18 protein-coding genes and 1 tRNA gene are annotated in these 22,127 nt (G+C 72.2%); 16 read left to right on the forward strand and 3 right to left on the reverse strand.

Annotated elements, in window-relative coordinates; translation table 11 throughout:
* Positions 1-266: 266 nt before the first annotated feature.
* Complete coding sequence (locus QWJ13_RS16070) at positions 267-1,913, reverse strand: APC family permease (RefSeq protein WP_316525112.1); 1,647 nt, start codon at positions 1,911-1,913, stop codon at positions 267-269.
* A 342-nt stretch (positions 1,914-2,255) separates the two neighbouring features.
* Positions 2,256-2,340 (reverse strand) — tRNA-Leu (locus tag QWJ13_RS16075).
* 527 nt (positions 2,341-2,867) lie between these two features.
* On the opposite strand from QWJ13_RS16075, the gene QWJ13_RS16080 reads away from it, so the two are divergent.
* The gene (locus QWJ13_RS16080) at positions 2,868-3,287 is read left to right on the forward strand and encodes an ATP-binding protein (RefSeq protein ID WP_316525113.1); all 420 of its coding nucleotides are present in this window, start codon (positions 2,868-2,870) and stop codon (positions 3,285-3,287) included.
* Positions 3,288-3,358: 71 nt separating this feature from the next.
* Here QWJ13_RS16080 and idi read toward each other — a convergent pair whose 3' ends face one another.
* Complete coding sequence (idi, locus tag QWJ13_RS16085; protein WP_316525114.1) at positions 3,359-4,012, reverse strand: isopentenyl-diphosphate Delta-isomerase; 654 nt, start codon at positions 4,010-4,012, stop codon at positions 3,359-3,361.
* Between the two features lie 511 nt (positions 4,013-4,523).
* On the opposite strand from idi, the gene QWJ13_RS16090 reads away from it, so the two are divergent.
* The 15 genes from QWJ13_RS16090 (at position 4,524) to QWJ13_RS16160 (ending at position 22,115) form a co-directional block, all read left to right on the forward strand.
* Entirely contained in the window at positions 4,524-5,279 is a 756-nt protein-coding gene (locus QWJ13_RS16090; protein WP_316525116.1) for a phosphocholine cytidylyltransferase family protein, read from the forward strand.
* Positions 5,267-6,328, forward strand: a complete 1,062-nt coding sequence (locus tag QWJ13_RS16095; RefSeq protein WP_316525118.1) for an iron-containing alcohol dehydrogenase family protein — start codon at positions 5,267-5,269, stop codon at positions 6,326-6,328. The genes QWJ13_RS16090 and QWJ13_RS16095 overlap by 13 nt, the downstream gene beginning before the upstream one ends.
* 91 nt (positions 6,329-6,419) lie before the next feature.
* Entirely contained in the window at positions 6,420-7,157 is a 738-nt protein-coding gene (locus QWJ13_RS16100) for a CDP-alcohol phosphatidyltransferase family protein (RefSeq protein WP_316525223.1), read from the forward strand.
* Positions 7,154-8,053, forward strand: a complete 900-nt coding sequence (locus QWJ13_RS16105; protein ID WP_316525120.1) for a glycosyltransferase family 2 protein — start codon at positions 7,154-7,156, stop codon at positions 8,051-8,053. The genes QWJ13_RS16100 and QWJ13_RS16105 overlap by 4 nt, the downstream gene beginning before the upstream one ends.
* Positions 8,054-8,197: 144 nt before the next feature.
* Positions 8,198-9,139, forward strand: coding sequence for an ABC transporter permease (locus QWJ13_RS16110; protein ID WP_316525121.1), 942 nt, complete (start codon positions 8,198-8,200; stop codon positions 9,137-9,139).
* Positions 9,132-9,941, forward strand: a complete 810-nt coding sequence (locus QWJ13_RS16115) for an ABC transporter ATP-binding protein (protein ID WP_316525122.1) — start codon at positions 9,132-9,134, stop codon at positions 9,939-9,941. Before QWJ13_RS16110 ends, QWJ13_RS16115 begins: the two co-directional genes overlap by 8 nt.
* Before the next feature lie 266 nt (positions 9,942-10,207).
* Positions 10,208-11,170: a squalene synthase HpnC gene (hpnC, locus tag QWJ13_RS16120; RefSeq protein WP_316525124.1), complete on the forward strand. Its 963-nt coding sequence runs from the start codon at positions 10,208-10,210 to the stop codon at positions 11,168-11,170.
* Positions 11,171-11,211: 41 nt separating this feature from the next.
* Positions 11,212-12,069 carry a presqualene diphosphate synthase HpnD gene (gene hpnD / locus QWJ13_RS16125; protein ID WP_316525224.1) on the forward strand — a complete coding sequence of 286 codons (858 nt, stop codon included), beginning with the start codon at positions 11,212-11,214 and terminating at the stop codon, positions 12,067-12,069.
* Positions 12,070-12,196: 127 nt separating this feature from the next.
* Complete coding sequence (hpnE, locus tag QWJ13_RS16130; protein ID WP_316525126.1) at positions 12,197-13,630, forward strand: hydroxysqualene dehydroxylase HpnE; 1,434 nt, start codon at positions 12,197-12,199, stop codon at positions 13,628-13,630.
* Between the two features lie 191 nt (positions 13,631-13,821).
* The gene (locus tag QWJ13_RS16135; protein WP_432277516.1) at positions 13,822-14,910 is read left to right on the forward strand and encodes a polyprenyl synthetase family protein; all 1,089 of its coding nucleotides are present in this window, start codon (positions 13,822-13,824) and stop codon (positions 14,908-14,910) included.
* A 151-nt stretch (positions 14,911-15,061) separates the two neighbouring features.
* A complete protein-coding gene (gene shc / locus QWJ13_RS16140) occupies positions 15,062-16,999 on the forward strand; it encodes a squalene--hopene cyclase (protein ID WP_316525226.1) in 1,938 nt (645 codons plus the stop codon).
* The gene (locus QWJ13_RS16145) at positions 16,996-17,676 is read left to right on the forward strand and encodes a 5'-methylthioadenosine/S-adenosylhomocysteine nucleosidase family protein (protein ID WP_316525128.1); all 681 of its coding nucleotides are present in this window, start codon (positions 16,996-16,998) and stop codon (positions 17,674-17,676) included. The genes shc and QWJ13_RS16145 overlap by 4 nt, the downstream gene beginning before the upstream one ends.
* A gap of 3 nt (positions 17,677-17,679) precedes the next feature.
* Positions 17,680-18,708, forward strand: coding sequence for an adenosyl-hopene transferase HpnH (gene hpnH / locus QWJ13_RS16150; RefSeq protein WP_316525131.1), 1,029 nt, complete (start codon positions 17,680-17,682; stop codon positions 18,706-18,708).
* A 106-nt stretch (positions 18,709-18,814) separates the two neighbouring features.
* Positions 18,815-20,725 carry a 1-deoxy-D-xylulose-5-phosphate synthase gene (gene dxs / locus QWJ13_RS16155; protein WP_316525133.1) on the forward strand — a complete coding sequence of 637 codons (1,911 nt, stop codon included), beginning with the start codon at positions 18,815-18,817 and terminating at the stop codon, positions 20,723-20,725.
* Positions 20,715-22,115, forward strand: coding sequence for an aspartate aminotransferase family protein (locus QWJ13_RS16160; RefSeq protein WP_316525136.1), 1,401 nt, complete (start codon positions 20,715-20,717; stop codon positions 22,113-22,115). Before dxs ends, QWJ13_RS16160 begins: the two co-directional genes overlap by 11 nt.
* The last annotated feature ends 12 nt before the right edge of the window (positions 22,116-22,127 follow it).

Genomic DNA, 22,127 nt, shown 5'->3' on the forward strand with positions numbered 1-22,127 from the left:
GCCCTCCCGTCGAGGACCGCCCGCCACCACGCTAGGCGCGCGATCCGCGACGAAGATCATCCCCGAGGGGGGTGACCCGGACGCGCCGCCACGGCAGAATGGACACACACCGGGAACGCGGCCCACCCCACGATGTGGTGCACCCCACGAGGTGGCCCACCCCACGAGGTGGCCCACCCCACGAGGTGGTGCATCCCACCCGGTCCCCACGAACGCCGAAGGGCCGGTCGGAAGAATCCGACCGGCCCTTCACCGTGTGATGGGTCTCAGACCCGCGAGGCCTCCGCGGCGTCGGCCGACGCCGCGCCCTCGGCGTCCTCGATCTCCTTGCGGACCGCGGCCAGCGAGGGGTTGGCCCAGGCACTGGCGACGCCCCAGCGGTAGAACGCGAGCCCGATCGCGGCGACGATCAGCAGGTCCCAGCCCTCCGGCAGGTACCCGTGTCCGCCGAAGTCGCCGCTGCCGGCCCAGGAGACGCCGGCCATCACGAACAGGTACGCGACCATCCAGGCGCCCGCCTTCAGGTGCGGCTTCAGCTCGACGAACGGCTTGCGCAGCTCGTACCAGGCCCAGATCGGCAGACCGGCGGCCATCAGCAGGATCACCTTGCCGGTGAGCGGCCAGCGGGCCCAGTAGAGCACCAGCGAGCCGAAGATCATCGCGACCGGGGCGATCACCGGCATGGCGCGCAGTCGGACCGGCCGCGGCAGGTCGGGGGCCAGGCGGCGCAGCGCCATCACGGCGACCGGGCCGGTGATGTACGAGATCACGGTGGCCACCGAGACGATCTCGGCCAGCGAGCCCCAGCCGCGGAAGACCGCCAGGAACAGGAAGGCGACCACCAGGTTGAGCACCAGCGCCGGGCGCGGGATGCCGGTCTTGGCGTCGACCCGGCCGAAGATCTTGGGCAGGTGGCCGTTCTCCTGCACGCCGTGGATCATGCGCGAGGTGGTGGCGGCGTAGATCATGCCGGTGCCGGACGGCGAGATGAAGGCGTCCGCGTACAGCGTGATCGCCAGCCAGTTGAGGCCCCAGGCGATGGCCAGGTCGGCCAGCGGCGAGGTGTAGGAGAGGTTGCTCCAGCCGTTCGCCAGGTCGCCGCCCGGGATGGCGCCGAGGAAGGCGATCTGGAGCGCGACGTAGATCACCAGGGCGATCAGGATCGAGCCGATGACGGCCTTCGGCAGCGACTTGCCGGGGTTGCGGGCCTCACCGGCCATGTTGAGCGGGGACTGGAAGCCGTTGAAGGCCCAGACGATGCCGGAGACCGCGACGGCGGTGAACACCGAGCTCCAGCCGTTCGGCGCGAAGCCGCCGTGGTCGGTGAAGTGCGACGAGTCGAAGTGCGCGAAGAGCAGCGCACCGGCGGTCAGCGTCGGCACGACGACCTTGAAGACGGTGATCGCGGTGTTGGTCTTGGCGAACAGCGTGATCGCGAACCAGTTCAGCGCGAAGTAGACCAGCAGCAGCACGCTGGCGAGGGCCACACCGCTGAGGGTCAGCTCCTTGCCGTTGTACAACCCCTGCGCCCAGCCGAAGCTCCAGGAGCTCATGTACTGCACGGAGGCGGTGGCCTCACCCGGGATGACCGAGACGATGGCGATCCAGTTGGCCCAGGCGGCCAGGTAGCCGGCCAGCGAGCCGTGCGAGTACTGGCCGTACCGGACCATGCCGCCGGCCTTGGGGAACATCGAGCCCAGCTCGCTGTAGGTGAGCGCGATGGTCAGTGCCACCGCGGCACCGATCACCCAGGCGAGGATCGAGGCGGGTCCGGCGAGCTTGGCGGCTCGCTCGGCACCGAACAACCAGCCGGATCCGATGATCGAACCCAGCCCGACCGCGGTCAGGCTGATGGTGCCAAGCGATCGGCGGTAGTTCTGGTGTGATGCCGTCGACGATTCGGGCTCACTCAACGTATCGGTCCTCTCGCTCGTGGTTCAGCGGATGGTGTCGGTGTTTTTGCGATTATGACTCGCTATTTCGGACAAACGGAGAGCAGCCTATGTTCCGAAAACGGGCGAATACCTCAGAAGAAGCTCAAACCGCCTGATTGTTGCCATCTCGTGTCCGGTTTCCGGGCCGGTGGGACCGGCGGGGAGACCGACGCCACACCGCCCGGCAAGGGCGGTGATCAGGAATCGCGATCAGTGATTTGTCGATCAGGGATGGCGATCGGCTGCGGGCCGAAAATAGGGATGGCCCGCCAAACGGAAATTCCCCGTGGGTTCCTTTCGGCTCCCACGGGGAATTCTCTGTGTCCGAGGGGGGACTTGAACCCCCACGCCCGATAAAGGGCACTAGCACCTCAAGCTAGCGCGTCTGCCATTCCGCCACCCGGACCGGGTGTGTGCTTCGGGGGTTTTTCTCGCCCCCTCGGCGACAGAGAGAACATTACCAGGGTTCTGGAGTGCTTCTCACCTGCGCTTCCTCGGGGCCCGTGCGCCGGACGCCCCGGTCCGGCTCCTGCGGGCCCCGGAGCCCCGTGGCGCCCGGCCCGCACAGGTTGGTACGGCTGGCGAAGGCGCTCGAATCCCGTCCGAACCGGTGGTGTCCGCGAAGGAACCGGTCGACTCCCGCGCCGCCCGCGATCGGTTCCGACCGGAAGCGGTCCGACACGGGCAACTTGTCGACGGTGCGGCGGCCGTCGCGACGGCTCTCCTAGCCTCTGGGGACCGAGGGCGCCATGAAGCGGATCGCCTGATTCCCGGGTCGCGGACGAAGGGCGGCTGGACGTGGAGCAGATCAGCGCAGCGGCGAAGGCCGAGCCGGGACGCGGCGGGCGGGGAACAGGGCCGGGAACAGGGCCGGGTACGGGGCTCGGGACGGGGCCGGGCGACGCCCCGGCCGCCGGAGGCCCGGTCGAGGGCGTGTGGCGCTTCCCGGTGCCCGCCACCGAGGCCTCGGTGCCGCTGACCCGGCACGCGGTGCGCGATCGCCTGCTGGCGCAGGGCCTGGCGGGGGTGCGCTACCAGGAGCTGGTGGACGACCTGCTGCTGATCGTCTCGGAGCTGGTGGGCAACGCGGTGACACACGCCGCCGAGCTGTCGCCGGAGGTGGTCACCGAGCTGTCGGTGGGCCAGGCCTCGGTGCGGGTGTCGGTCGAGGACGGTGATCCGTACCACCCGAAGGCGTTGGCGAACGACACCGGGCGCACCGGCGGGCGCGGCCTGCTGCTGGTGAAGAGCGTCACCCTCCAGGCCGGCGGGGTGTGTGACGTCGAACGCAGGGGGGAGAGCGGCAAGGTGATCTGGGCCTCGCTGCCCGTCCCCCCGGAGCCCGCCCCCTGACCGTCCGACCCCTGACCGTCCGACCCCCGCGCCGCGCGGCCGGAGCAGGCAACGGCCCGCCCGGACCGGGACTACCAGTCCCGCCCCGCGATCTCCCGGATGCCCGGCAGCGCGGCCTCGAAGACCGTCTCGAACCAGACCGAGAACGGCCGCTCCGCCCGCAGCTCCCGCAGTTCCTGCGCGGTCACGAAGGCGAAGTCGTCCACCTCCTCCGGGTCCGGCTCGACCGGCGCGGTGACCAGTCCCACGAACAGGTGGTTCCATTCCCGCTCGATCAGCCCGGAGGCCTCGTCCGGCAGGTCGTAGCGAACGGTGCCCGCCTCGCACAGCAGCGCCGGTGCGACACCCAGCTCCTCGGCGGTGCGCCGGGCGGCCGCGACGAACGGCGGCTCGTCCGGGTACGGGTGGCCGCAGCAGGTGTTCGACCAGACACCGGGGGAGTGGTACTTGCCGAGCGCCCGCCGCTGGAGCAGCAGTCGGCCCTGGCGGTCGAACAGGAAGACCGAGAAGGCCCGGTGCAGCCGGCCCGGCTGCTGGTGGGCCCAGAGCTTCTCGGCAGTGCCGATCGTGACGCCCTCGTCGTCGACCAGTTCCAGCAGGATCTCGGCCCCGGCGGGCGCGGACCCCGTGGCCCGGGGGGCGACCGTCACATCGGTCTCCACGTCGAGACCGGTGTCGATCTCGGCGGCGAAGTGCGTCGGGTCGGTCGGCAGACTCTGGGGCATGAGGCCTCTTTCGGGAGCGGGAGCAACGGAGCATCGGGTGTCTCCGGCGCACCGGGCGGAGTGCGGCGGACACAGCGGGGGCACCTGCGCCGGCGTCGGGCTCCAGTCTGCCGTATGGGTGGCACTCGGCAGAGGTCCCACGCACAACCGGGCGGATCATGACCCGGAGGTGTCGGAAACCGCGCAAAGAAGGGTTCGGGAAGCCTCCGTAAGGGTCACGAAATTCGCAGAACCGTTCGGCGGGCGTTCGGAGCCCGTTCGACCGCCCAGACGCTCCCGCCAGGCGGACCGCGGCGGAACCCGCGCCCGCCGGGCGGCGGCCCCCGGGCCTCCGGGCGCGTTCGGGCCGGTCGCCGTGGTCGCCTACCATCACATACGACACGGTGCCCGGATCTGTGCCGGCACCGGCGCGCCGCCGGCGGGCCCGGTCGAACACCGGTCCGGGCGAACCGGTGGCGCCGCCGCCCTCGGCACGGCCCGCGCGCACAGCACGAAGGATCAGGAGACCCGCATGATCGGCCTCGTTCTGGCAGCCGGCGCCGGCCGCCGGCTGCGCCCGTACACCGACACCCTGCCCAAGGCGCTGGTGCCGGTCGACGGGGAACGGACCGTCCTGGACCTCACCCTCGGCAACTTCGCCGAGGTCGGACTGCGCGAGGCCGCGATCGTCGTCGGCTACCGCAAGGAGGCGGTGTACGACCGCAAGGACGCCCTGGAGAGCAAGTACGGCGTCAAGCTTCACCTGGTCGAGAACGACAAGGCCGAGGAGTGGAACAACGCCTACTCGCTCTGGTGCGCCCGCGACCTCTTCGCCGAGGGCCTGCTGCTCGCCAACGGCGACACCGTCCACCCGTCCTCCGTCCAGCGCACCATGCTGGAGGGCAACGAGCGTCTCGCCGAGAGCGGCCGGGCCCCCGGCATCCTGCTCGCCCTCGACACGGTGAAGAAGCTCGCCGACGAGGAGATGAAGGTCGTCGTCGACCCGGCCGCGGGAATGCGCCGGATCACCAAGCTGATGGAGCCCTCCGAGGCCAGCGGCGAGTACATCGGCGTCACCGTGATCAACCCGTCCGCCGCCGCCGACCTGACCGACGCGCTGCGCGCCACCTACGAGCGCGACCCGCAGCTGTACTACGAGGACGGCTACCAGGAGATGGTGAACCGCGGGCTGCGGATCGACGTGCAGCCGATCGGCGAGGTCTCCTGGGTCGAGGTCGACAACCACGACGACCTGGCGAAGGCGCGGGAGATCGCGTGCCGGTACTGACCCGACTGGTCCCGTCGCCGCTGTTCGTCGAGATCCGCCCGGGCGCCCTGGAGGCGCTCGGCGGCATCCTCGCGGACCAGCGGCTGTCGGCCTCGGGCCGGATCGCGGTGGCGATCAGCAACGGCTCCGGCGCGGCCATGCGCCGCCGCCTGGAGCCGGCCCTGCCCGGAGCCGACTGGTACAACGTGGACGACGGCAGCCTGGACAGCGCGGTGCGGCTGGCCGAGTCGATGCGCGGCGGGCACTACGACGCGATCGTCGGCCTCGGCGGCGGCAAGATCATCGACGCCGCCAAGTACGCCGCGGCCCGGGTCGGCCTGCCGCTGGTCGCGGTGGCCACCAACCTGGCCCACGACGGCATCTGCTCGCCGGTCTCCACCCTGGACAACGACGCCGGCCGCGGCTCCTACGGGGTGCCCAGCCCGATCGGCATCGTGGTCGACCTGGACGTGATCCGGCAGGCCCCGCAGCGCTTCGTGGCGGCCGGTGTGGGCGACGTCGTCTCCAACATCTCCGCGTGCGCGGACTGGGAGTTGTCGCACGCGGTGACCGGCGAGCCGGTGGACGGACTGGCCGTGGCGATGGCCCGCTCGGCGGGCGAGAACCTGCTGCGGCACCCGGGGAGCACCCAGGACCAGGACCTCCTGACGGCGCTGGCCGAGGCCCTGGTACTGTCCGGCATCGCGATGAACATCGCGGGCAGCACCCGGCCCTCGTCGGGCGCCTGCCACGAGATCTCGCATGCCCTGGACGTGCTGTATCCCAAGCGGTCCGCCCAGCACGGCGAACAGGTCGGCCTCGGCGCCGCCTTCGCCAGCTTCCTGCGGGGCGAGCGCGAGCTGACCGGTCTGATCGTGGAGCGCCTGGCGAGCCACGGACTGCCGGTGACCGCGGCTCAGATCGGTTTCACCGAGGCGGAGTTCACCGAAGCGGTGCACTACGCTCCGAACACCCGACCGGGGCGCTTCACCATCCTCGAACACCTCGACCTCTCCCCTTCCGCAATCAGGGACGCGTACGCCGACTATGTCCAAGCCGTCAACAGCTGACCCCGCCACCGCAGGCGCCGGGCGTCCACCGGTGGACCTGACCCGCCGGCCGTCGATCGAGGAACTGCGGGCGGTGATCCACCCGGAGGGCATGCTCCAGCGCCGCAGCGCCGAGCACTGGGCCGGACGCCTGTACATGCGGAAGATCTCGCTGCGGATCACCCGCGTGCTCTCCACCATGACGGCGATCACGCCCAACGGCCTGACGTACCTGATGATGTTCACCGGCATCCTGGCCGGTGCCGCGCTGGTCGTGCCGGGCATCGCGGGTGCCGTCCTGGGCGCCGTGCTGATCCAGGTCTACCTGCTGCTGGACTGCGTGGACGGCGAGGTGGCCCGCTGGCGCCGGCAGACCTCGCTCACCGGCGTCTACCTGGACCGGGTCGGCCACTACATGTCCGAGGCGGCCCTGCTGACCGGCCTCGGCCTGCGCGCCAGCGACCTGCTGCACCGCGAGGGCGGCGGCTCGCACTGGGAGTGGGCCTTCCTGGGCACCCTGGCCGCGCTCGGCGCGATCCTGATCAAGTCCGAGACCGACCTGGTGGACGTGGCCCGGGCCCGCAGCGGCCTGACGGCCGTCGAGGACAGCGCCTCGGTGCCGCGTTCGGCCTCCGTCGCCAAGGCCCGCCGGGCGGCCTCCCTCCTGAAGTTCCACCGCCTGGTCGGCGCGGTCGAGGCTTCGCTGTTCATCCTGGCCGCGGGCGTCGCCGACGCCGTGCACGGCGGGCTGCTGTTCACCCGGCTCGCGGTGGTCGTGCTGGCGGCGATCGCCATGCTCCAGACTGTGCTGCACCTGCTGAGCATCGTCCTCTCCAGCAGGCTGCGATGAGTACGGTGAGCACCGCGGAGAACTTCCGCCTCGGCGCCGTGATCATCACCATGGGCAACCGGCCCGCCGAGCTCAACGCCCTGATCGAGGCCGTCCGCGCCCAGGAGGGTCCGACGGTCGAGCTGGCCGTGGTCGGCCAGGGCGTGAAGCTGCCCCCGCTGCCGCAGGGCGTGCGCACCGTCGAGCTGCCGGAGAACCTCGGCATCCCGGGCGGTCGCAACGTCGGCATCGAGCTGTTCGGCCCGGACGGCGCCGAGGTCGACGCCGTCCTCTTCCTGGACGACGACGGGAACCTGCCGCGCACCGACTCGGCCCGACTGCTGCGCGAGGCCTTCACCGCCGACCCGGAGCTGGGCATCGTCTCCTTCCGGATCGCGGACCCGGACACCGGGGTCACCCAGCGCCGGCACGTCCCCCGGCTGCGCGCCAGCGACCCGATGCGCTCGTCCCGGGTGACCACCTTCCTGGGCGGCGCGAGCGCGGTGCGCTGCAAGGTGTTCGAGCAGGCCGGGCAGCTGCCCGCCGAGTTCTTCTACGCCCACGAGGAGACCGACCTCGCGTGGCGCGCGCTGGACGCCGGCTGGGCCATCGACTACCGGGCGGACGTGGTGCTGCACCACCCCACGACCTCGCCCGCCCGCCACGCCAGCTACTTCCACAACGTGGCCCGCAATCGGGTCTGGCTCGCGAGGCGGAACCTTCCGGCCCTGTTGGTGCCTCTCTACCTGGGAACCTGGTTCCTGCTGACCCTGGCCCGCCGCCCCTCCCCGGAGGCGCTGAAGGCCTGGTGGGGCGGATTCCGGGCGGGCTGGCGCGAACCCTGTGGTCCGCGGCGGCCCATGCGGTGGCGTACCGTCTGGCGACTGACCAGGCTGGGCCGACCACCGATCATCTGATCGCATCTGATCAAATGATCGATCGCCTCGGCCGGTGCCCACACACCGGCCGGCTCCCCCGAGATCCCAGTGGATCCCCATCGGCGCACGACCGGCGGACCCCGCCGACCGGCCGCCCCGACCGATCCCGCGTGAAGGACGAATGTGTCGACAGTGAGTGAACCCGTCAGCCTCTCAGCCCCCCGGGGGGCGGACGCGGGCCTGACCCCCAAGCAGCTTGCGGACAAGTACGGTCTGGCGGTGAGCGGTGCCCGTCCCGGCCTGATCGCCTACACCAAGCAGCTCTGGGCCCGGCGCCACTTCATCTGGGCCTTCGCCACCGCCCGCCTGGTGGCCCAGTACACCGACGCCAAGCTCGGCCAGCTCTGGCAGGTCGTGACCCCGCTGCTCAACTGCGCCGTGTTCTACCTGGTCTTCGGCGTGATCCTGTCGAGCAAGGAGGGCTTCCCGGCGCACACCTACATCGCGTGGCTGTGCATCGGCGTCTTCGTCTTCCAGTTCACCCAGAACGCGGTGCAGTCCGGCACCCGGGCGATCTCCGACAACCTCGGGCTGATCCGGGCGCTGCACTTCCCCCGGGCGAGCCTCCCGATCGCCTTCACCGTGATCCAGCTCCAGCAGCTGCTGATCTCGATGGTCGTCCTCGTCGTCACCGTGCTCGCCTCGGGCATCACCCCGGGCCGCACCTGGCTGCTGATCATCCCGGCGCTGCTGCTCCAGACGCTCTTCAACACCGGCGTCTCCCTGGTGCTGGCCCGGATCGGTGCCAAGACCAGTGACATCTCCCAGCTGATCCCGTTCGTGATGCGCGCCTGGATGTTCCTGTCCGGTGTGATGTTCAGCATCCAGGACAAGGTCTCGCACTGGCCGCACTACATCCAGACGCTGATGTCGCTCAACCCGGCGACGATCTACATGGACCTGCTCCGGCACGCCTTCGCGCCGGTCATCTACAACCCGCACCAGCCGGTGCACCAGAGCCTCCCGCCGCACCAGTGGGCGTACGGCCTCGCCTGGGGCGTCGGCATGTTCGTCGTCGGATACGTCTTCTTCTGGAAGGCCGAGGAGGAGTACGGCCGTGGCTGACACCGATCTGAGCAAGAACGACATCCTCCGGGCCCCCGACGTCGCCCGCGAGCCCACCGTCGTCGTCGACGACGTGCACATCGTCTACCGGGTGCACGGCGCCGGCTCCGGCAAGGGCAGCGCCACCTCGGCGCTGAGCCGCATCATCAGCCGCAAGCGCTCGGCCGGTGTGCGCGAGGTGCACGCCGTCAAGGGCATCAGCTTCACCGCGTACAAGGGTGAGGCGGTCGGCCTGATCGGCTCCAACGGCTCCGGCAAGTCGACCATGCTGGCCGCCATCGCGGGCCTGCTGCCGACCGAGAAGGGCGGTATCTACACCAACGGCCAGCCCTCGCTGCTGGGCGTCAACGCCGCCCTGATGAACGAGCTCACCGGTGAGCGCAATGTCATCCTCGGCTGCCTGGCGATGGGCATGACCCCGGCCCAGGTGCGGGCGCGCTACCAGGAGATCGTCGACTTCTCCGGCATCAACGACAAGGGCGACTTCATCTCCCTGCCGATGCGCACCTACTCCTCCGGCATGGGCGCCCGGCTGCGCTTCTCGATCGCGGCCGCCAAGACCCACGACGTGCTGCTGATCGACGAGGCCCTCGCCACCGGCGACCAGGCCTTCCAGCAGCGCAGCAAGCGGCGGATCGAGGAGCTGCGCAAGTCCGCCGGTACGGTCTTCCTGGTCAGCCACGACAACAACTCGATCCGTGAGGTCTGCGAGCGGACGATCTGGATCGAGGCCGGCGAGCTGATCATGGACGGCCCCACCGAGGAGGTCGTCCGCCGCTACGAGCGCGGCGAGCGCCCGTAAACCTGGCCTTCGCGCCATCAGGGCCGGACCCGGATCCTCCAGGTCCGGCCCCTCGCGTCGCCGCCCGGGCACGGAGCGCGCACAGCCCCTGGCGGGGCCCTCTTCTCCCCGGCGCCCGGGCGTGAAAGCCTGGGGGCAGCGGGGGCGGTGTGCCGTGCGTGACGCCCGCGCTCGGACGCGTGTCCGAGTCGGGCCGGTCCTGCCAAGCGGTGTAGAACGGGGGAGTGACAGCAGTGTCGGCTTCGGCCCAGCCCAGAGATACACCGGTGAACGGTTCCGCAGGACAGACCCTGGAGAAGGCGGGCGCGGAGAACTTCCCCGTCGCCCCGTTCTTCCTTCCCGCGGCCTGGCGGGACGACCTGATGGCGGTGTACGGCTTCGCCCGCCTGGTCGACGACGCCGGCGACGGCGACCTGGCCGACCCGGCCGCCACCGCCCGCCTGCTCGGGGTCCCGCAGACGCCCCCCGCCACCCCTTCGGACCAGTCCGGCCCGCCGAGTCCGCAGGAGACCGCCTTCCGGCTCGCCCTGCTCGACGCCCTGGAGCAGGACCTCGACCGGGTGTTCGAGACCGCGCTGCGCACCGCCGGCGGCTCCACGGCCCACACCGACCGCCCCCGCCACCCGCTGATGAGCGCGCTCGTCCCGCTGGTCGACCGCCACGGCCTGACCCCCGAGCCCTTCCGCCGTCTGATCGAAGCCAACCGGGTGGACCAGACCACCGCCCGCTACGCCACCTACGACGACCTGATCGGCTACTGCACGCTCTCCGCCGACCCGGTCGGCCGCCTGGTGCTGGCCATCGCCGGTGTCTCCACCCCCGAGCGCATCGAACTCTCCGACGCCGTCTGCAGCGGCCTCCAGGTGGTCGAACACCTCCAGGACGTGACCGAGGACCTGGCCCACGGCCGGATCTACCTGCCCGCCGAGGACCTGGCCCGCTTCGGCGTCACCGAGGACGACCTCGCCGCACCCCGGGCCGGCGGCGCGGTACGCGAGCTGATCGCCTTCGAGGTCGAGCGTGCCCGCACCCTGCTCGACCGCGGCGCACCATTGGTAGGTACGGTTCGGGGGAGGCTTCGACTGCTCCTCGCGGGATTCACCGCAGGCGGCTACGCGGCCCTGGCGGCCATCGAGGACGCCGGGTACGACGTACTCGCCCGGCAGGCGAAGCCGGACAAGCGCCGCCTCGCAGCGAAGGCGGCGGCCATCTTCGCGAAGGGAAGGTGAACGCCCGAGTGGCGGCATCACCACTGGCGTCGGCCCAGGTCATGGCGGCGTACCGGTACTGCGAGGCAGTCACCGGGCTTCAGGCGCGCAACTTCAGCTACGGCATCCGGCTGCTGCCCGAGCCCAAACGACTGGCCATGTCGGCCCTGTACGCGCTGGCCCGCAGGGTGGACGACATCGGCGACGGCGACCTCCCGGACGACCGCAAGGCCGAGGCGCTGCTGCGCACCCGGGAACTGGTGGACGAGGTCCGCTCCGGGGTGGTCGCCGAGGACGACACCGACCCGATCAAGGTCGCCCTGGCCGACGCGGCCCGGCGCTTCCCGATCCCGCTCGGCGGCTTCGACGAGCTGATCGACGGCGTCGAGATGGACCTCAAGGGCGTCGAGTACCAGACGTACGAGGAACTGAAGGTCTACTGCCGCTGCGTCGCCGGCGCGATCGGCAGGCTCTCGCTGGGCGTCTACGGCTGCGACGACCCCGAGCGCGGGGCGCAGTACGCGGACACCCTGGGCCTGGCGCTCCAGCTCACCAACATCCTGCGCGACCTGCGCGAGGACGCCCTGAACGGCCGCACCTACCTGCCCACCGAGGACCTGGTCCGGTTCGGCTGCGAGCAGGGCTTCGCGCTGCCCAAGCCGCCGCTCGGCGCGGACTTCACCGGCCTGGTGGCCTTCGAGGCCGCCCGCGCCCAGGCCGCCTTCGAGGAGGGCCTGAGGCTGCTGCCGATGCTCGACCGCCGCAGCCGCGCCTGCACCGCCGCGATGGCCGGGATCTACCACCGGCTGCTCGGCCGGATCGCCACCGATCCGGAGTCCGTGCTGCGCGGCCGGGTCTCGCTGCCGGGCTGGGAGAAGGCGTACGTCGCGCTTTCCGGGCTCGCCGGGGGGCGTTCTTGATTCTCTCGACCGTTCTGTCACGCTGTGTCAGCGGGAAATCACATGCGGGCAGGTTCGTGTTGACCGAACGAGTACCGGCCACCGCGACCGCCTGCGGGCGGTCCGCCGACTGCGAAGGGGAGGACCGATGACCGGGCGAGCCGACGCCGCGCGCCCGGCCGCCGTCGTGGTCGGCGGCGGGCTGGCCGGGATCACCGCCGCGCTGCGCCTCGCCGAGGCGGGCCACCGGGTCACCCTCGCCGAGGGCCGGCCCCGGCTCGGCGGCCTGGCCTTCTCCTTCCAGCGCGGCGAGCTGACCGTTGACAACGGCCAGCATGTCTACCTGCGCTGCTGCACCGCCTACCGCGGCCTGCTGGAGCGCCTCGGCGCCACCCGGCTGGCCCACCTCCAGGACCGCCTCGACATCCCGGTACTCTCCGTGACCGGGCCCGAGGCCGCGCCGGTGCGCACCCTCGGACGGCTGCGCCGGGCCGGCCTGCCCGTCCCGCTGCACCTGGCCGGCAGCCTGGCCCGCTACCCGCACCTGGGCCCGGCCGACCGCGCCCGGGTGGTCCGCGGCGCCCTCGCCCTGCGGTCCCTGGACCTCGCCGACCCGGGGCTGGACGAGCTCTCCTTCGGCGAGTGGCTGCGCCGCAACGGGCAGAACGCCGCCACCCAGGCCGCCCTGTGGGACCTGGTCGGCGTCGCCACCCTGAACGCCCGGGCCGACCAGGTATCGATGGCCCTCGCCGGGATGGTCTTCAAGACCGGCCTGCTCTCCGACCCGGGCGCCTCGGACATCGGTGTCGCCGCCGTCCCGCTCGGCACGATCCACCACGACCGGGCGCTCGCCGAACTGGAGCGGGCCGGTGTCACGGTGCTGCTGCGGGCCAAGGTGGCCGAGCTGAAGCCGGCCGCGCCGCAGCACGCCGTCCGGCTGGAGAGCGGTCAGCTGCTCACCGCCGACACCGTCGTGCTGGCCGGCGCCCAGGACAGCGCGGCCGCGCTGCTGCCGCCGAACGCCGTCCCCGGACAGGAGCGGCTGGCCGGCTTCGGCACCGCGCCGATCCTCAACGTGCACGTGATCTACGACCGCAAGGTGCTGCGCCGGCCGTTCTTCGCCGCGCTCGGCTCCCCGGTCCAGTGGGTCTTCGACCGCACCGACCACTCCGGCCTGGCCGCCACTCCACTGGGCCAGGCCCACCCGGGTGCCCAGTACCTGGCGCTGTCGCAGTCCGCCGCGCAGGACGAGATCGACCTGCCGGTCGCCGAGCTGCGCAGCCGCTACCTGCCCGAGCTGGGCCGGCTGCTGCCGGCCGCGGCCGGGGCCGGGGTACTGGACTTCTTCGTCACCCGGGAACGCACCGCGACCTTCGACCCGGCCCCGGGCAACGGGGCGCTGCGCCCCTCGGCCCGCACCGCGGTCCCCGGCCTGCTGCTGGCCGGCTCGTGGACGGCCACCGGCTGGCCCGCGACCATGGAGGGTGCCGTGCGCAGCGGCCACGCCGCGGCCGACGCGGCGCTCGCCGCGGCCGGCACCCGGGTGCCGGTGGACCACGGTGACGGGAGGTGGCCCAGGTGACGGCGGGCCCCGCCGCCGGAGAGCCCTCCAGAGCCGACGGGCGTACCGTCGAGCGCACCGGCGCAACCACCGGGAACGGCCCGACCGGCCGTACCGGAACCATCGGCACCGGCACTCGATCCGGCACCAGCCGCACCGACAGCACCCGGCCGCCCCGCGCGGTCCGGCACCATGAGGGAGAGGGAACGCACGTGGAGTCACGCACCGGCTTCGCCGTCGGAGGCACGGCGCACGCCGAACCGGTCTCGGTGCCGGAGCTGCTCGCTCGCAGCCGTAAGCTCTGCACCCCGCCGCTACGGGCCGCCGTCGCCCGGCTGGCCGCACCCATGGACACCGTCGCCGCCTACCACTTCGGCTGGATCGACCGGGACGGCACCCCGGTGACGGGCGACGGCGGCAAGGCCGTGCGCCCGGCGCTGGCGCTGCTGTCCGCCCGGGCGGCCGGCGCGGAGGAGGAGGTGGGGGTGCCCGGCGGCGTCGCGGTTGAACTGGTGCACAACTTCTCCCTCCTCCATGATGATCTGATGGACGGTGACGAGACCCGACGGCACCGGGCCACCGCCTGGACGGTCTTCGGGCCGGCCCAGGCGATCCTGGTCGGCGACGCCCTGGCGACGCTCGGCACGGAGGTGCTGCTCGACGCGGCGGTGACCGGCGGCACCAGCGCCACCGACGCCGCGCGCGCCGTCCGGCTGCTCACCACGGCGACCCGCCGGCTGATCGACGGCCAGGCCATGGACGTCGCCTTCGAGCAGCGCGACAGCGTCACCGTCTCGGAGTGCCTGGAGATGGAGGGCGGCAAGACGGCGGCACTGCTGGCCGCCGCCTCGGCGATCGGCGCCGTCCTGGCCGGCGCCGACGACAAGGTCTCCGACGCGCTCCAGCGCTACGGCCACCACCTGGGCCTGGCCTTCCAGGCGGTGGACGACCTGCTCGGCATCTGGGGCGCCACCGAGGTCACCGGCAAGCCGCACTGGGGGGACCTGCGCCAGCGCAAGAAGTCCCTGCCGGTGGCCGCCGCACTGGCCGAGGGCGGAGCGGCCTCGCGCCGGCTCGCCGAGGAACTGGCCGACCCGAAGGGGCGCGGGGAGGAGAGCGAGCCCGAGCTCGCCGCCCGCGCCGCGCTGATCGAGGAGGCCGGCGGCCGGGCCTGGACCCAGGAGGAAGCCCGCCGCCAGCACACGACTGCCCTCGCCGCCCTGGACGAGGTGCCCATGACCGACGAGGTGCGCGAGCACTTCGTCGCACTCGCCGAATTCGTGGTGGTACGAGAGAGGTGACGTTACGTTGACAGCAACCGCGGACGGCCGGCTCGACCCTGAGTACGATTCCGAGCCGGTCGCGGTGGGCGACCGCCCCCCGACCCTGCTGGGCTCGGGGCGGCGGCAGCCCGAGGACACCGACCAGCTCCGGCCGGCCGGTGAGGCGGACCTGCGGCCGGCCGACGCGCGGGAGGCCCTGGCCCGCGCCACCACCCACCTGCTCTCCCTGCAATCCTCCGAGGGCTGGTGGAAGGGCGACCTGGAGACCAACGTCACCATGGACGCCGAGGACTTACTGCTCCGCCAGTTCCTGGGAATCCTCACCGAGGAGCAGACCCGCGGCACCGCCGAGTGGATCCGCTCCAAGCAGCGGGAGGACGGCACCTGGTCCACCTTCCACGGCGGGCCGCCCGAACTGTCCACCACCGTCGAGGCGTACGTCGCGCTCAAACTCGCCGGCGACGACCCCGGCGCCCCGCACATGCTGGCCGCCGCGCGCTACGTCCGCTCCGCCGGGGGCATCGCGGCCGCCCGGGTGTTCACCCGGATCTGGCTCGCGCTGTTCGGCTGGTGGCCCTGGGAGCGGCTGCCCGAGATGCCGCCCGAGATCATCTTCCTGCCCAAGTGGCTGCCGCTGAACATCTACGCCTTCGGCTGCTGGGCCCGCCAGACCATCGTCCCGCTGACGGTCGTCTCGGCCCACCGCCCGGTCCGGCCGGCCCCCTTCGCGCTCACCGAGCTGCACACCGACCCGGACGACCCGTACCCCCGCCGGCCGCCGGCCCGCGCCGCCTCCTGGGACGGCCTCTTCGAACGCCTCGACAAGGCGCTGCACGCCTACCACCGCCGGGCCTTCCGCCCGCTGCGCCGGCTCGCCGTCTCCCAGGCCTGCCGCTGGATCGTCGAACGGCAGGAGGCCGACGGCTGCTGGGGCGGCATCCAGCCCCCCGCCGTCTACTCGCTGATCGCCCTGCACCTGGAGGGCTACGAGCTGGAGCACCCGGTGATGAAGGCCGGGCTCGCCTCCTTCGACCGCTTCACCGTGCACACCGAGGACGGCAAGCGCTGGCTGGAGGCCTGTCAGTCCCCGGTCTGGGACACCTGCCTGGCCACCATCGCGCTGGCCGACGCCGGGGTGCCGGCCGACCACCCGGCGCTGGTCTCCGCGGTCGACTGGATGCTCGGCGAGGAGATCCGCAAGGCCGGCGACTGGTCCGTCCAGCGGCCCGGGCTCGCCCCCGGCGGCTGGGCCTTCGAGTTCGAGAACGACACCTACCCCGACATCGACGACACCGCCGAGGTGGTGCTCGCGCTGCGCCGGGTCACCCACCCCGATCCGGCCAGGGTCGACGAGGCGGTCGACCGGGGCGTGCGGTGGAACCTCGGCATGCAGTCCAAGAACGGCGCCTGGGGCGCCTTCGACGTGGACAACACCAGCACGCTGCCCAACAAGCTGCCGTTCTGCGACTTCGGCGAGGTGGTCGACCCGCCCTCCGCCGACGTCACCGCGCACGTGGTGGAAATGCTCGCCGAGACCGGCCGCTCCCGCGACCCCAGGACCAGGCGCGGCATCGAGTGGCTGCTGCGCAACCAGGAGGTCGACGGCTCCTGGTTCGGCCGCTGGGGCACCAACTACATCTACGGCACCGGCTCGGTGCTGCCCGCCCTGGTGGCGGCCGGCGTCCCGGACGAGCACCCGGCGATCCGCCGGGCGGTGCGCTGGCTGGAGGACCGGCAGAACGCCGACGGCGGCTGGGGCGAGGACATGCGCTCCTACGACGACCCGGCGCGCTGGGCCGGGCGCGGCGACTCCACCGCCTCGCAGACCGCGTGGGCGCTGATGGCGCTGCTCTCCGCCGGCGAGGGGCCACAGGGCCGGGCCAACCCGGCGGTGGAGCGCGGCGTGGAGTGGCTGGTGCGCACCCAGCTGCCCGAGGGCACCTGGGACGAGCCGCAGTTCACCGGCACCGGGTTCCCGTGGGACTTCTCCATCAACTACCACCTGTACCGGCTGGTCTTCCCGGTCACCGCGCTCGGCCGCTACCTCCACGGCGCCCCCGGCACCAGCCGGACCGAGGGCGCTCCGGGGATCGGGGCGGCGCGGTGACCACCGCCCCCCTGCTGGTGCTCTGCGCCCTGGGCCCCGAAGTCTGGGCCCTGCGCGGCGGCGACTGGCGCGACGCCGCCGGCGGATCCCCGGTGCTGGTCCGCACCGGGGTCGGCCGGCGGCGGGCCGGGCTGGCCGTGCGCCGGCTGCTCGGCTCCGCCCCGGCCGGCTACGGCGCCGTGGTGGTGGCCGGCTTCGGCGCCGCGCTCGGCCCGGGCGTGCTGCCCGGCGACGTGGTCGCCGCCGACGGGGTGCGCGACGCCGAGGGCCACCTGTACCCGCTCGACTCCGGTGCGGCGCTCACCGCGGCGCTGAAGGAGCGCGGCCTGACCGTGCACACCGGAGTGCACCACACCGCCGACCACGTGGTGCGCGGCATCGAGCGGCGGGCGCTGCACCTCCAGGGCGCGCTCGCCGTCGACATGGAGGCCGCCGCCGTGCTGGCCGCGCTGCGCGAGGTGCGGCCCGTCCTGCAGGCGGCCGTCCTGCGGGTGGTGGTGGACACCCCCGAGCACGAGCTGCTGCGGTTCGGCACCCTCCCGGCCGGGGTGCGCGCCTGGCGGACCCTACGGGCGACGGTACCCGCCCTGGTCGACTGGTACCGGCAGGAGCGCGCGCCCGGCTCCGCAGACCTGAACCACCCCACATCCTCGACGCTCCCCCAGGAGGCGAGCTAAGCCATGGCCATGCCGTTGCGCCAGACCGTGCGGGTCGGCACCTACCTCATGCAGCAGAAGCTGCTCAAGCGCCGGGACAAGTTCCCGCTGATCGTGGAGTTGGAGCCGCTCTTCGCCTGCAACCTCGCCTGCGAGGGCTGCGGCAAGATCCAGCACCCGGCGGGCGTACTGAAGCAGCGGATGCCCGTCGCCCAGGCGGTCGGCGCGATCCTGGAGTCGGGTGCCCCGATGGTCTCGATCGCCGGCGGCGAGCCGCTGATGCACCCGCAGATCGACGAGATCGTCCGGCAGCTGGTGGAGCGCCGCAAGTACGTGTTCCTCTGCACCAACGCGCTGCTGATGCGCAAGAAGATGGACAAGTTCAAGCCCTCGCCGTACTTCACCTTCGCGGTGCACATCGACGGCATGCGCGAGCGGCACGACGAGTCGGTGGCCAAGGAGGGCACCTTCGACGAGGCGGTGGCCGCGATCAAGGAGGCCAAGCGGCGCGGCTTCCGGGTCACCACCAACAGCACCTTCTTCAACACCGACACCCCGCAGACCGTCGTCGAGGTGCTGGACTTCCTCAACGACGAGCTCAAGGTGGACGAGATGATGATCTCGCCCGCCTACGCCTACGAGAAGGCCCCCGACCAGGAGCACTTCCTCGGCGTCGAGCAGACCCGGGAGCTCTTCCGCAAGGCCTTCTCCGGCGGCAATCGCAAGCGCTGGCGGCTCAACCACAGCCCGCTCTTCCTCGACTTCCTGGAGGGCAAGGCCGACTTCGAGTGCACCCCGTGGGGCATCCCCAACTACTCGCTGTTCGGCTGGCAGCGGCCCTGCTACCTGATGGCCGACGGCTACGTGCCGACGTACCGCGAACTGATCGAGAAGACCGACTGGAGCAAGTACGGGCGCGGCAAGGACCCGCGCTGCGCCAACTGCATGGCCCACTGCGGCTACGAGCCGACCGCCGTCCTCGCGACCATGGGCTCGCTCCAGCAGTCGCTGCGCGCCATCACCGAGACCGTCAACGGCAACAAGGCTCGCTGAGGCGGGATCCGGCTCCAGGTCGGCGCAGGCCGACATCCCGGCCCGGGACTCGCTCCCGGGCCGGGCACAGGCACCACCGCACCGCTCCGAGTCGTGAGGTGTACCCATGTCACTGCTCTCCCGCGTCACGTCCCCGGCCGAGCTGCGCAAGCTCCCGGCGGTCGAACTCCCGCTGCTCGCCGACGAGATCCGCGACTTCCTGATCGACGCGGTCACCCGCACCGGCGGCCACCTCGGGCCCAACCTCGGCGTGGTGGAGCTGACCATCGCGCTGCACCGGGTCTTCGACTCGCCGTACGACCGGATCGTCTTCGACACCGGCCACCAGAGCTACGTCCACAAACTGCTCACCGGCCGCCAGGACTTCACCCGGCTGCGGATGCGCGGCGGGCTGTCCGGGTACCCCTCGCGGGCCGAGTCCGAACACGACCTGGTCGAGAACTCCCACGCCTCCACCGCGCTCTCCTACGCCGACGGCCTGGCCAAGGCGGCCCGACTGCTCGGCCAGTACGACCGGCACACCGTCGCGGTGATCGGCGACGGCGCGCTCACCGGCGGGCTCGCCTGGGAGGCGCTCAACAACATCGCCGAGGCGCGCGACCGGCCGCTGGTCATCGTCGTCAACGACAACGAGCGCTCCTACGCCAGGACCATCGGCGGCCTCGCCAACCACCTCGCCACCCTGCGCACCACCCAGGGCTACGAGCGCTTCCTCGCCCTCGGCAAGGAGGCCCTCCAACGCACCCCGCTGGTCGGCCAGCCGCTCTTCGACGCGCTGCACGGCGCCAAGAAGGGGTTCAAGGACGCCTTCGCCCCGCAGGGCATGTTCGAGGACCTCGGCCTCAAGTACCTCGGACCGATCGACGGCCACGACCTGGGCCAGGTCGAACAGGCGCTGCGCCAGGCGCGCAACTTCGGCGGGCCGGTCATCGTGCACTGCCTGACCGTCAAGGGGCGCGGCTACCGGCCGGCCGAGCTGGACGAGGCGGACCGCTTCCATGCCGTCAACCCGATCGACCCGTACACCTGCCTGCCGATCTCGCCCAGCGGCGGGGTCTCCTGGACTTCGGTGTTCGGGGACGAGATGCTCACCCTCGGCGCCGAGCGGCCGGACCTGGTGGCGATCACCGCGGCCATGCTCCAGCCGGTGGGCCTGGCCCCGTTCGCCGCCGCCCACCCGGCGCGCACCTTCGACGTCGGGATCGCCGAGCAGCACGCCGTCACCAGCGCCGCCGGGCTGGCCACCGGCGGGCTGCACCCGGTGGTCGCGGTGTACGCGACCTTCCTCAACCGGGCCTTCGACCAGGTGCTGATGGACGTCGCCCTGCACAGGCTCGGCGTCACCTTCGTGCTCGACCGCTCCGGGGTGACCGGGCCGGACGGCGCCTCGCACAACGGCATGTGGGACATGTCGATCCTCCAGCTCGTCCCCGGCCTGCGGCTGGCCGCGCCGCGCGACGCCGAGCAGCTGCGTGCCCAGCTGCGCGAGGCTGTCGAGGTCGAGGACGCCCCGACCGTCGTGCGCTTCCCGAAGGGGAACGTCGGGCCCGCGGTGCCGGCCGTCGAGCGGATCGGCGGGGTGGACGTCCTGCTGCGCACCGGGCAGGTGCCGGAGATCCTGCTGGTCGCGGTCGGCGCCACCGCCTCCGCCTGCCTGGACGCGGCCCGGCTGCTGCTCGCCGAGGGCTTCACCGCGACCGTGGTCGACCCGCGCTGGGTCAAGCCGGTCGACCCGGTGCTCCCCGAACTGGCCGCCGCCCACCGGCTGGTGGTCACCGTCGAGGACAACGGCCGTACCGGCGGCGTCGGTTCGGCCGTCGCCCAGGCGCTGCGCGACGCCGACGTGGACGTACCGGTACGGGTGCTCGGCCTGCCCCAGGAGTTCCTCGGCCACGCCTCGCGCGGGGAGATCCTGGAGGAGGCCGGACTGACCGGCACCGGGGTCGCCGCCCAGACCGCCGTCTTCGCCAAGAACCTGCTACCGACCAGAGGAGCGAACCCGCGCCATGCCGGCTGACCCAGACCGCCCCGCCTTCGACCTCGCCGCGCTGATCGCCGAACGGGGCGGCGAGCGCTACGCGTTGCAAAGCCGCCACCTCAACCCGCAGCTGCCGCGGATGCTCCACACCCTCGGCTTCGACAAGTACTACGAGCGCGCCCAGGGCCAGTACTTCTACGACGCCGAGGGCAACGAGTACCTCGACATGCTGGCCGGCTTCGGCATCTTCGCGCTCGGCCGCCACCACCCGGTGGTGCGCTCGGCGGTCCGGCAGGTGATGGACCTCGACCTGCCGGACCTGCTCCGCTTCGACTGCTCGCCGCTGCCCGGACTGCTGGCCGAACGGCTGCTGGCCCACGCGCCCGGACTGGACCGGGTGTTCTTCGGCAACAGCGGCACCGAGGCGGTGGAGACGGCGCTCAAGTTCGCCCGGTACGCCACCGGCCGCCGGCGGATCCTCTACGCCGAGCACGCCTTCCACGGGCTGACCACCGGCTCGCTCTCGGTCAACGGGGAGAGCGGGTTCCGCAAGGGCTTCGACCCGCTGCTTCCGGACACCGCCATCCCGCTCGGCGATCTCGGCGCGCTGGCCAAGGAGTTGAAGCGCAGCGACGTCGCGGGGCTGATCGTCGAACCGATCCAGGGCAAGGGCGTCCACGCCGCGCCGTCCGGCTGGCTGCGCGCCGCGCAGGCGCTGCTGCACGAGCACAAGGCGCTGCTGATCTGCGACGAGGTGCAGACCGGCATCGGCCGCACCGGCGAGTTCTTCGCCTACCAGCACGAGGAGGGCGTGCTGCCGGACCTGGTCTGCGCCGCCAAGGCGCTGTCCGGCGGGTACGTGCCGATCGGTGCGACGCTCGGCAAGGGCTGGATCTTCGAGAAGGTGTACTCCTCGATGGACCGGGTGCTGGTGCACTCGGCCAGCTTCGGGTCCAACGCCCAGGCCATGGCGGCCGCCCTGGCGACCCTGGAGGTGCTCCGGGACGAGCAGGTGGTGGAGAACGCCCGCAAGGTGGGCGACCAGTTCCGCGAGCGGCTGTCCGCCCTGGTCGAGAAGTACGAGCTGCTCGCCGAGGTGCGCGGCCGCGGGCTGATGATCGGGATCGAGTTCGGCCGGCCCAAGTCGCTCAAGCTGCGCACCGGTTGGGCCGCGCTCCAGGCGGCGCGCAAGGGCCTGTTCGCCCAGATGGTCGTGGTGCCGCTGCTGCAACGGCACCGCATCCTGACCCAGGTGTCCGGGGACCACCTGGAAGTGATCAAGCTGATCCCACCGCTGATCATCACCGAGCGCGATGTGGACAGGTTCGTGGACGCCTTCACCGACATCATGGACGAGGCCCACCGGGGCAGCGGCCTGATGTGGGACTTCGGGCGGACCCTGGTCAAGCAGGCGGTCGGCAGCCGCTGAGGCCGTGGCGCG

Source organism: Kitasatospora brasiliensis (genome assembly GCF_032654805.1).
GTDB classification, from domain to species: domain Bacteria; phylum Actinomycetota; class Actinomycetes; order Streptomycetales; family Streptomycetaceae; genus Kitasatospora; species Kitasatospora brasiliensis.

Bases quoted from the DNA above. Each gene is read 5' to 3' on its own strand.
- idi (WP_316525114.1), bottom strand. From the start codon at position 4,012: ATGCCCCAGAGTCTGCCGACCGACCCGACGCACTTCGCCGCCGAGATC.
- QWJ13_RS16090 (WP_316525116.1), top strand. From the start codon at position 4,524: ATGATCGGCCTCGTTCTGGCAGCCGGCGCCGGCCGCCGGCTGCGCCCG.
- QWJ13_RS16100 (WP_316525223.1), top strand. From the start codon at position 6,420: ATGCTCCAGCGCCGCAGCGCCGAGCACTGGGCCGGACGCCTGTACATG.
- QWJ13_RS16105 (WP_316525120.1), top strand. From the start codon at position 7,154: ATGAGTACGGTGAGCACCGCGGAGAACTTCCGCCTCGGCGCCGTGATC.
- hpnD (WP_316525224.1), top strand. From the start codon at position 11,212: ATGGCGGCGTACCGGTACTGCGAGGCAGTCACCGGGCTTCAGGCGCGC.
- hpnE (WP_316525126.1), top strand. From the start codon at position 12,197: ATGACCGGGCGAGCCGACGCCGCGCGCCCGGCCGCCGTCGTGGTCGGC.
- hpnH (WP_316525131.1), top strand. From the start codon at position 17,680: ATGGCCATGCCGTTGCGCCAGACCGTGCGGGTCGGCACCTACCTCATG.
- dxs (WP_316525133.1), top strand. From the start codon at position 18,815: ATGTCACTGCTCTCCCGCGTCACGTCCCCGGCCGAGCTGCGCAAGCTC.
- QWJ13_RS16160 (WP_316525136.1), top strand. From the start codon at position 20,715: ATGCCGGCTGACCCAGACCGCCCCGCCTTCGACCTCGCCGCGCTGATC.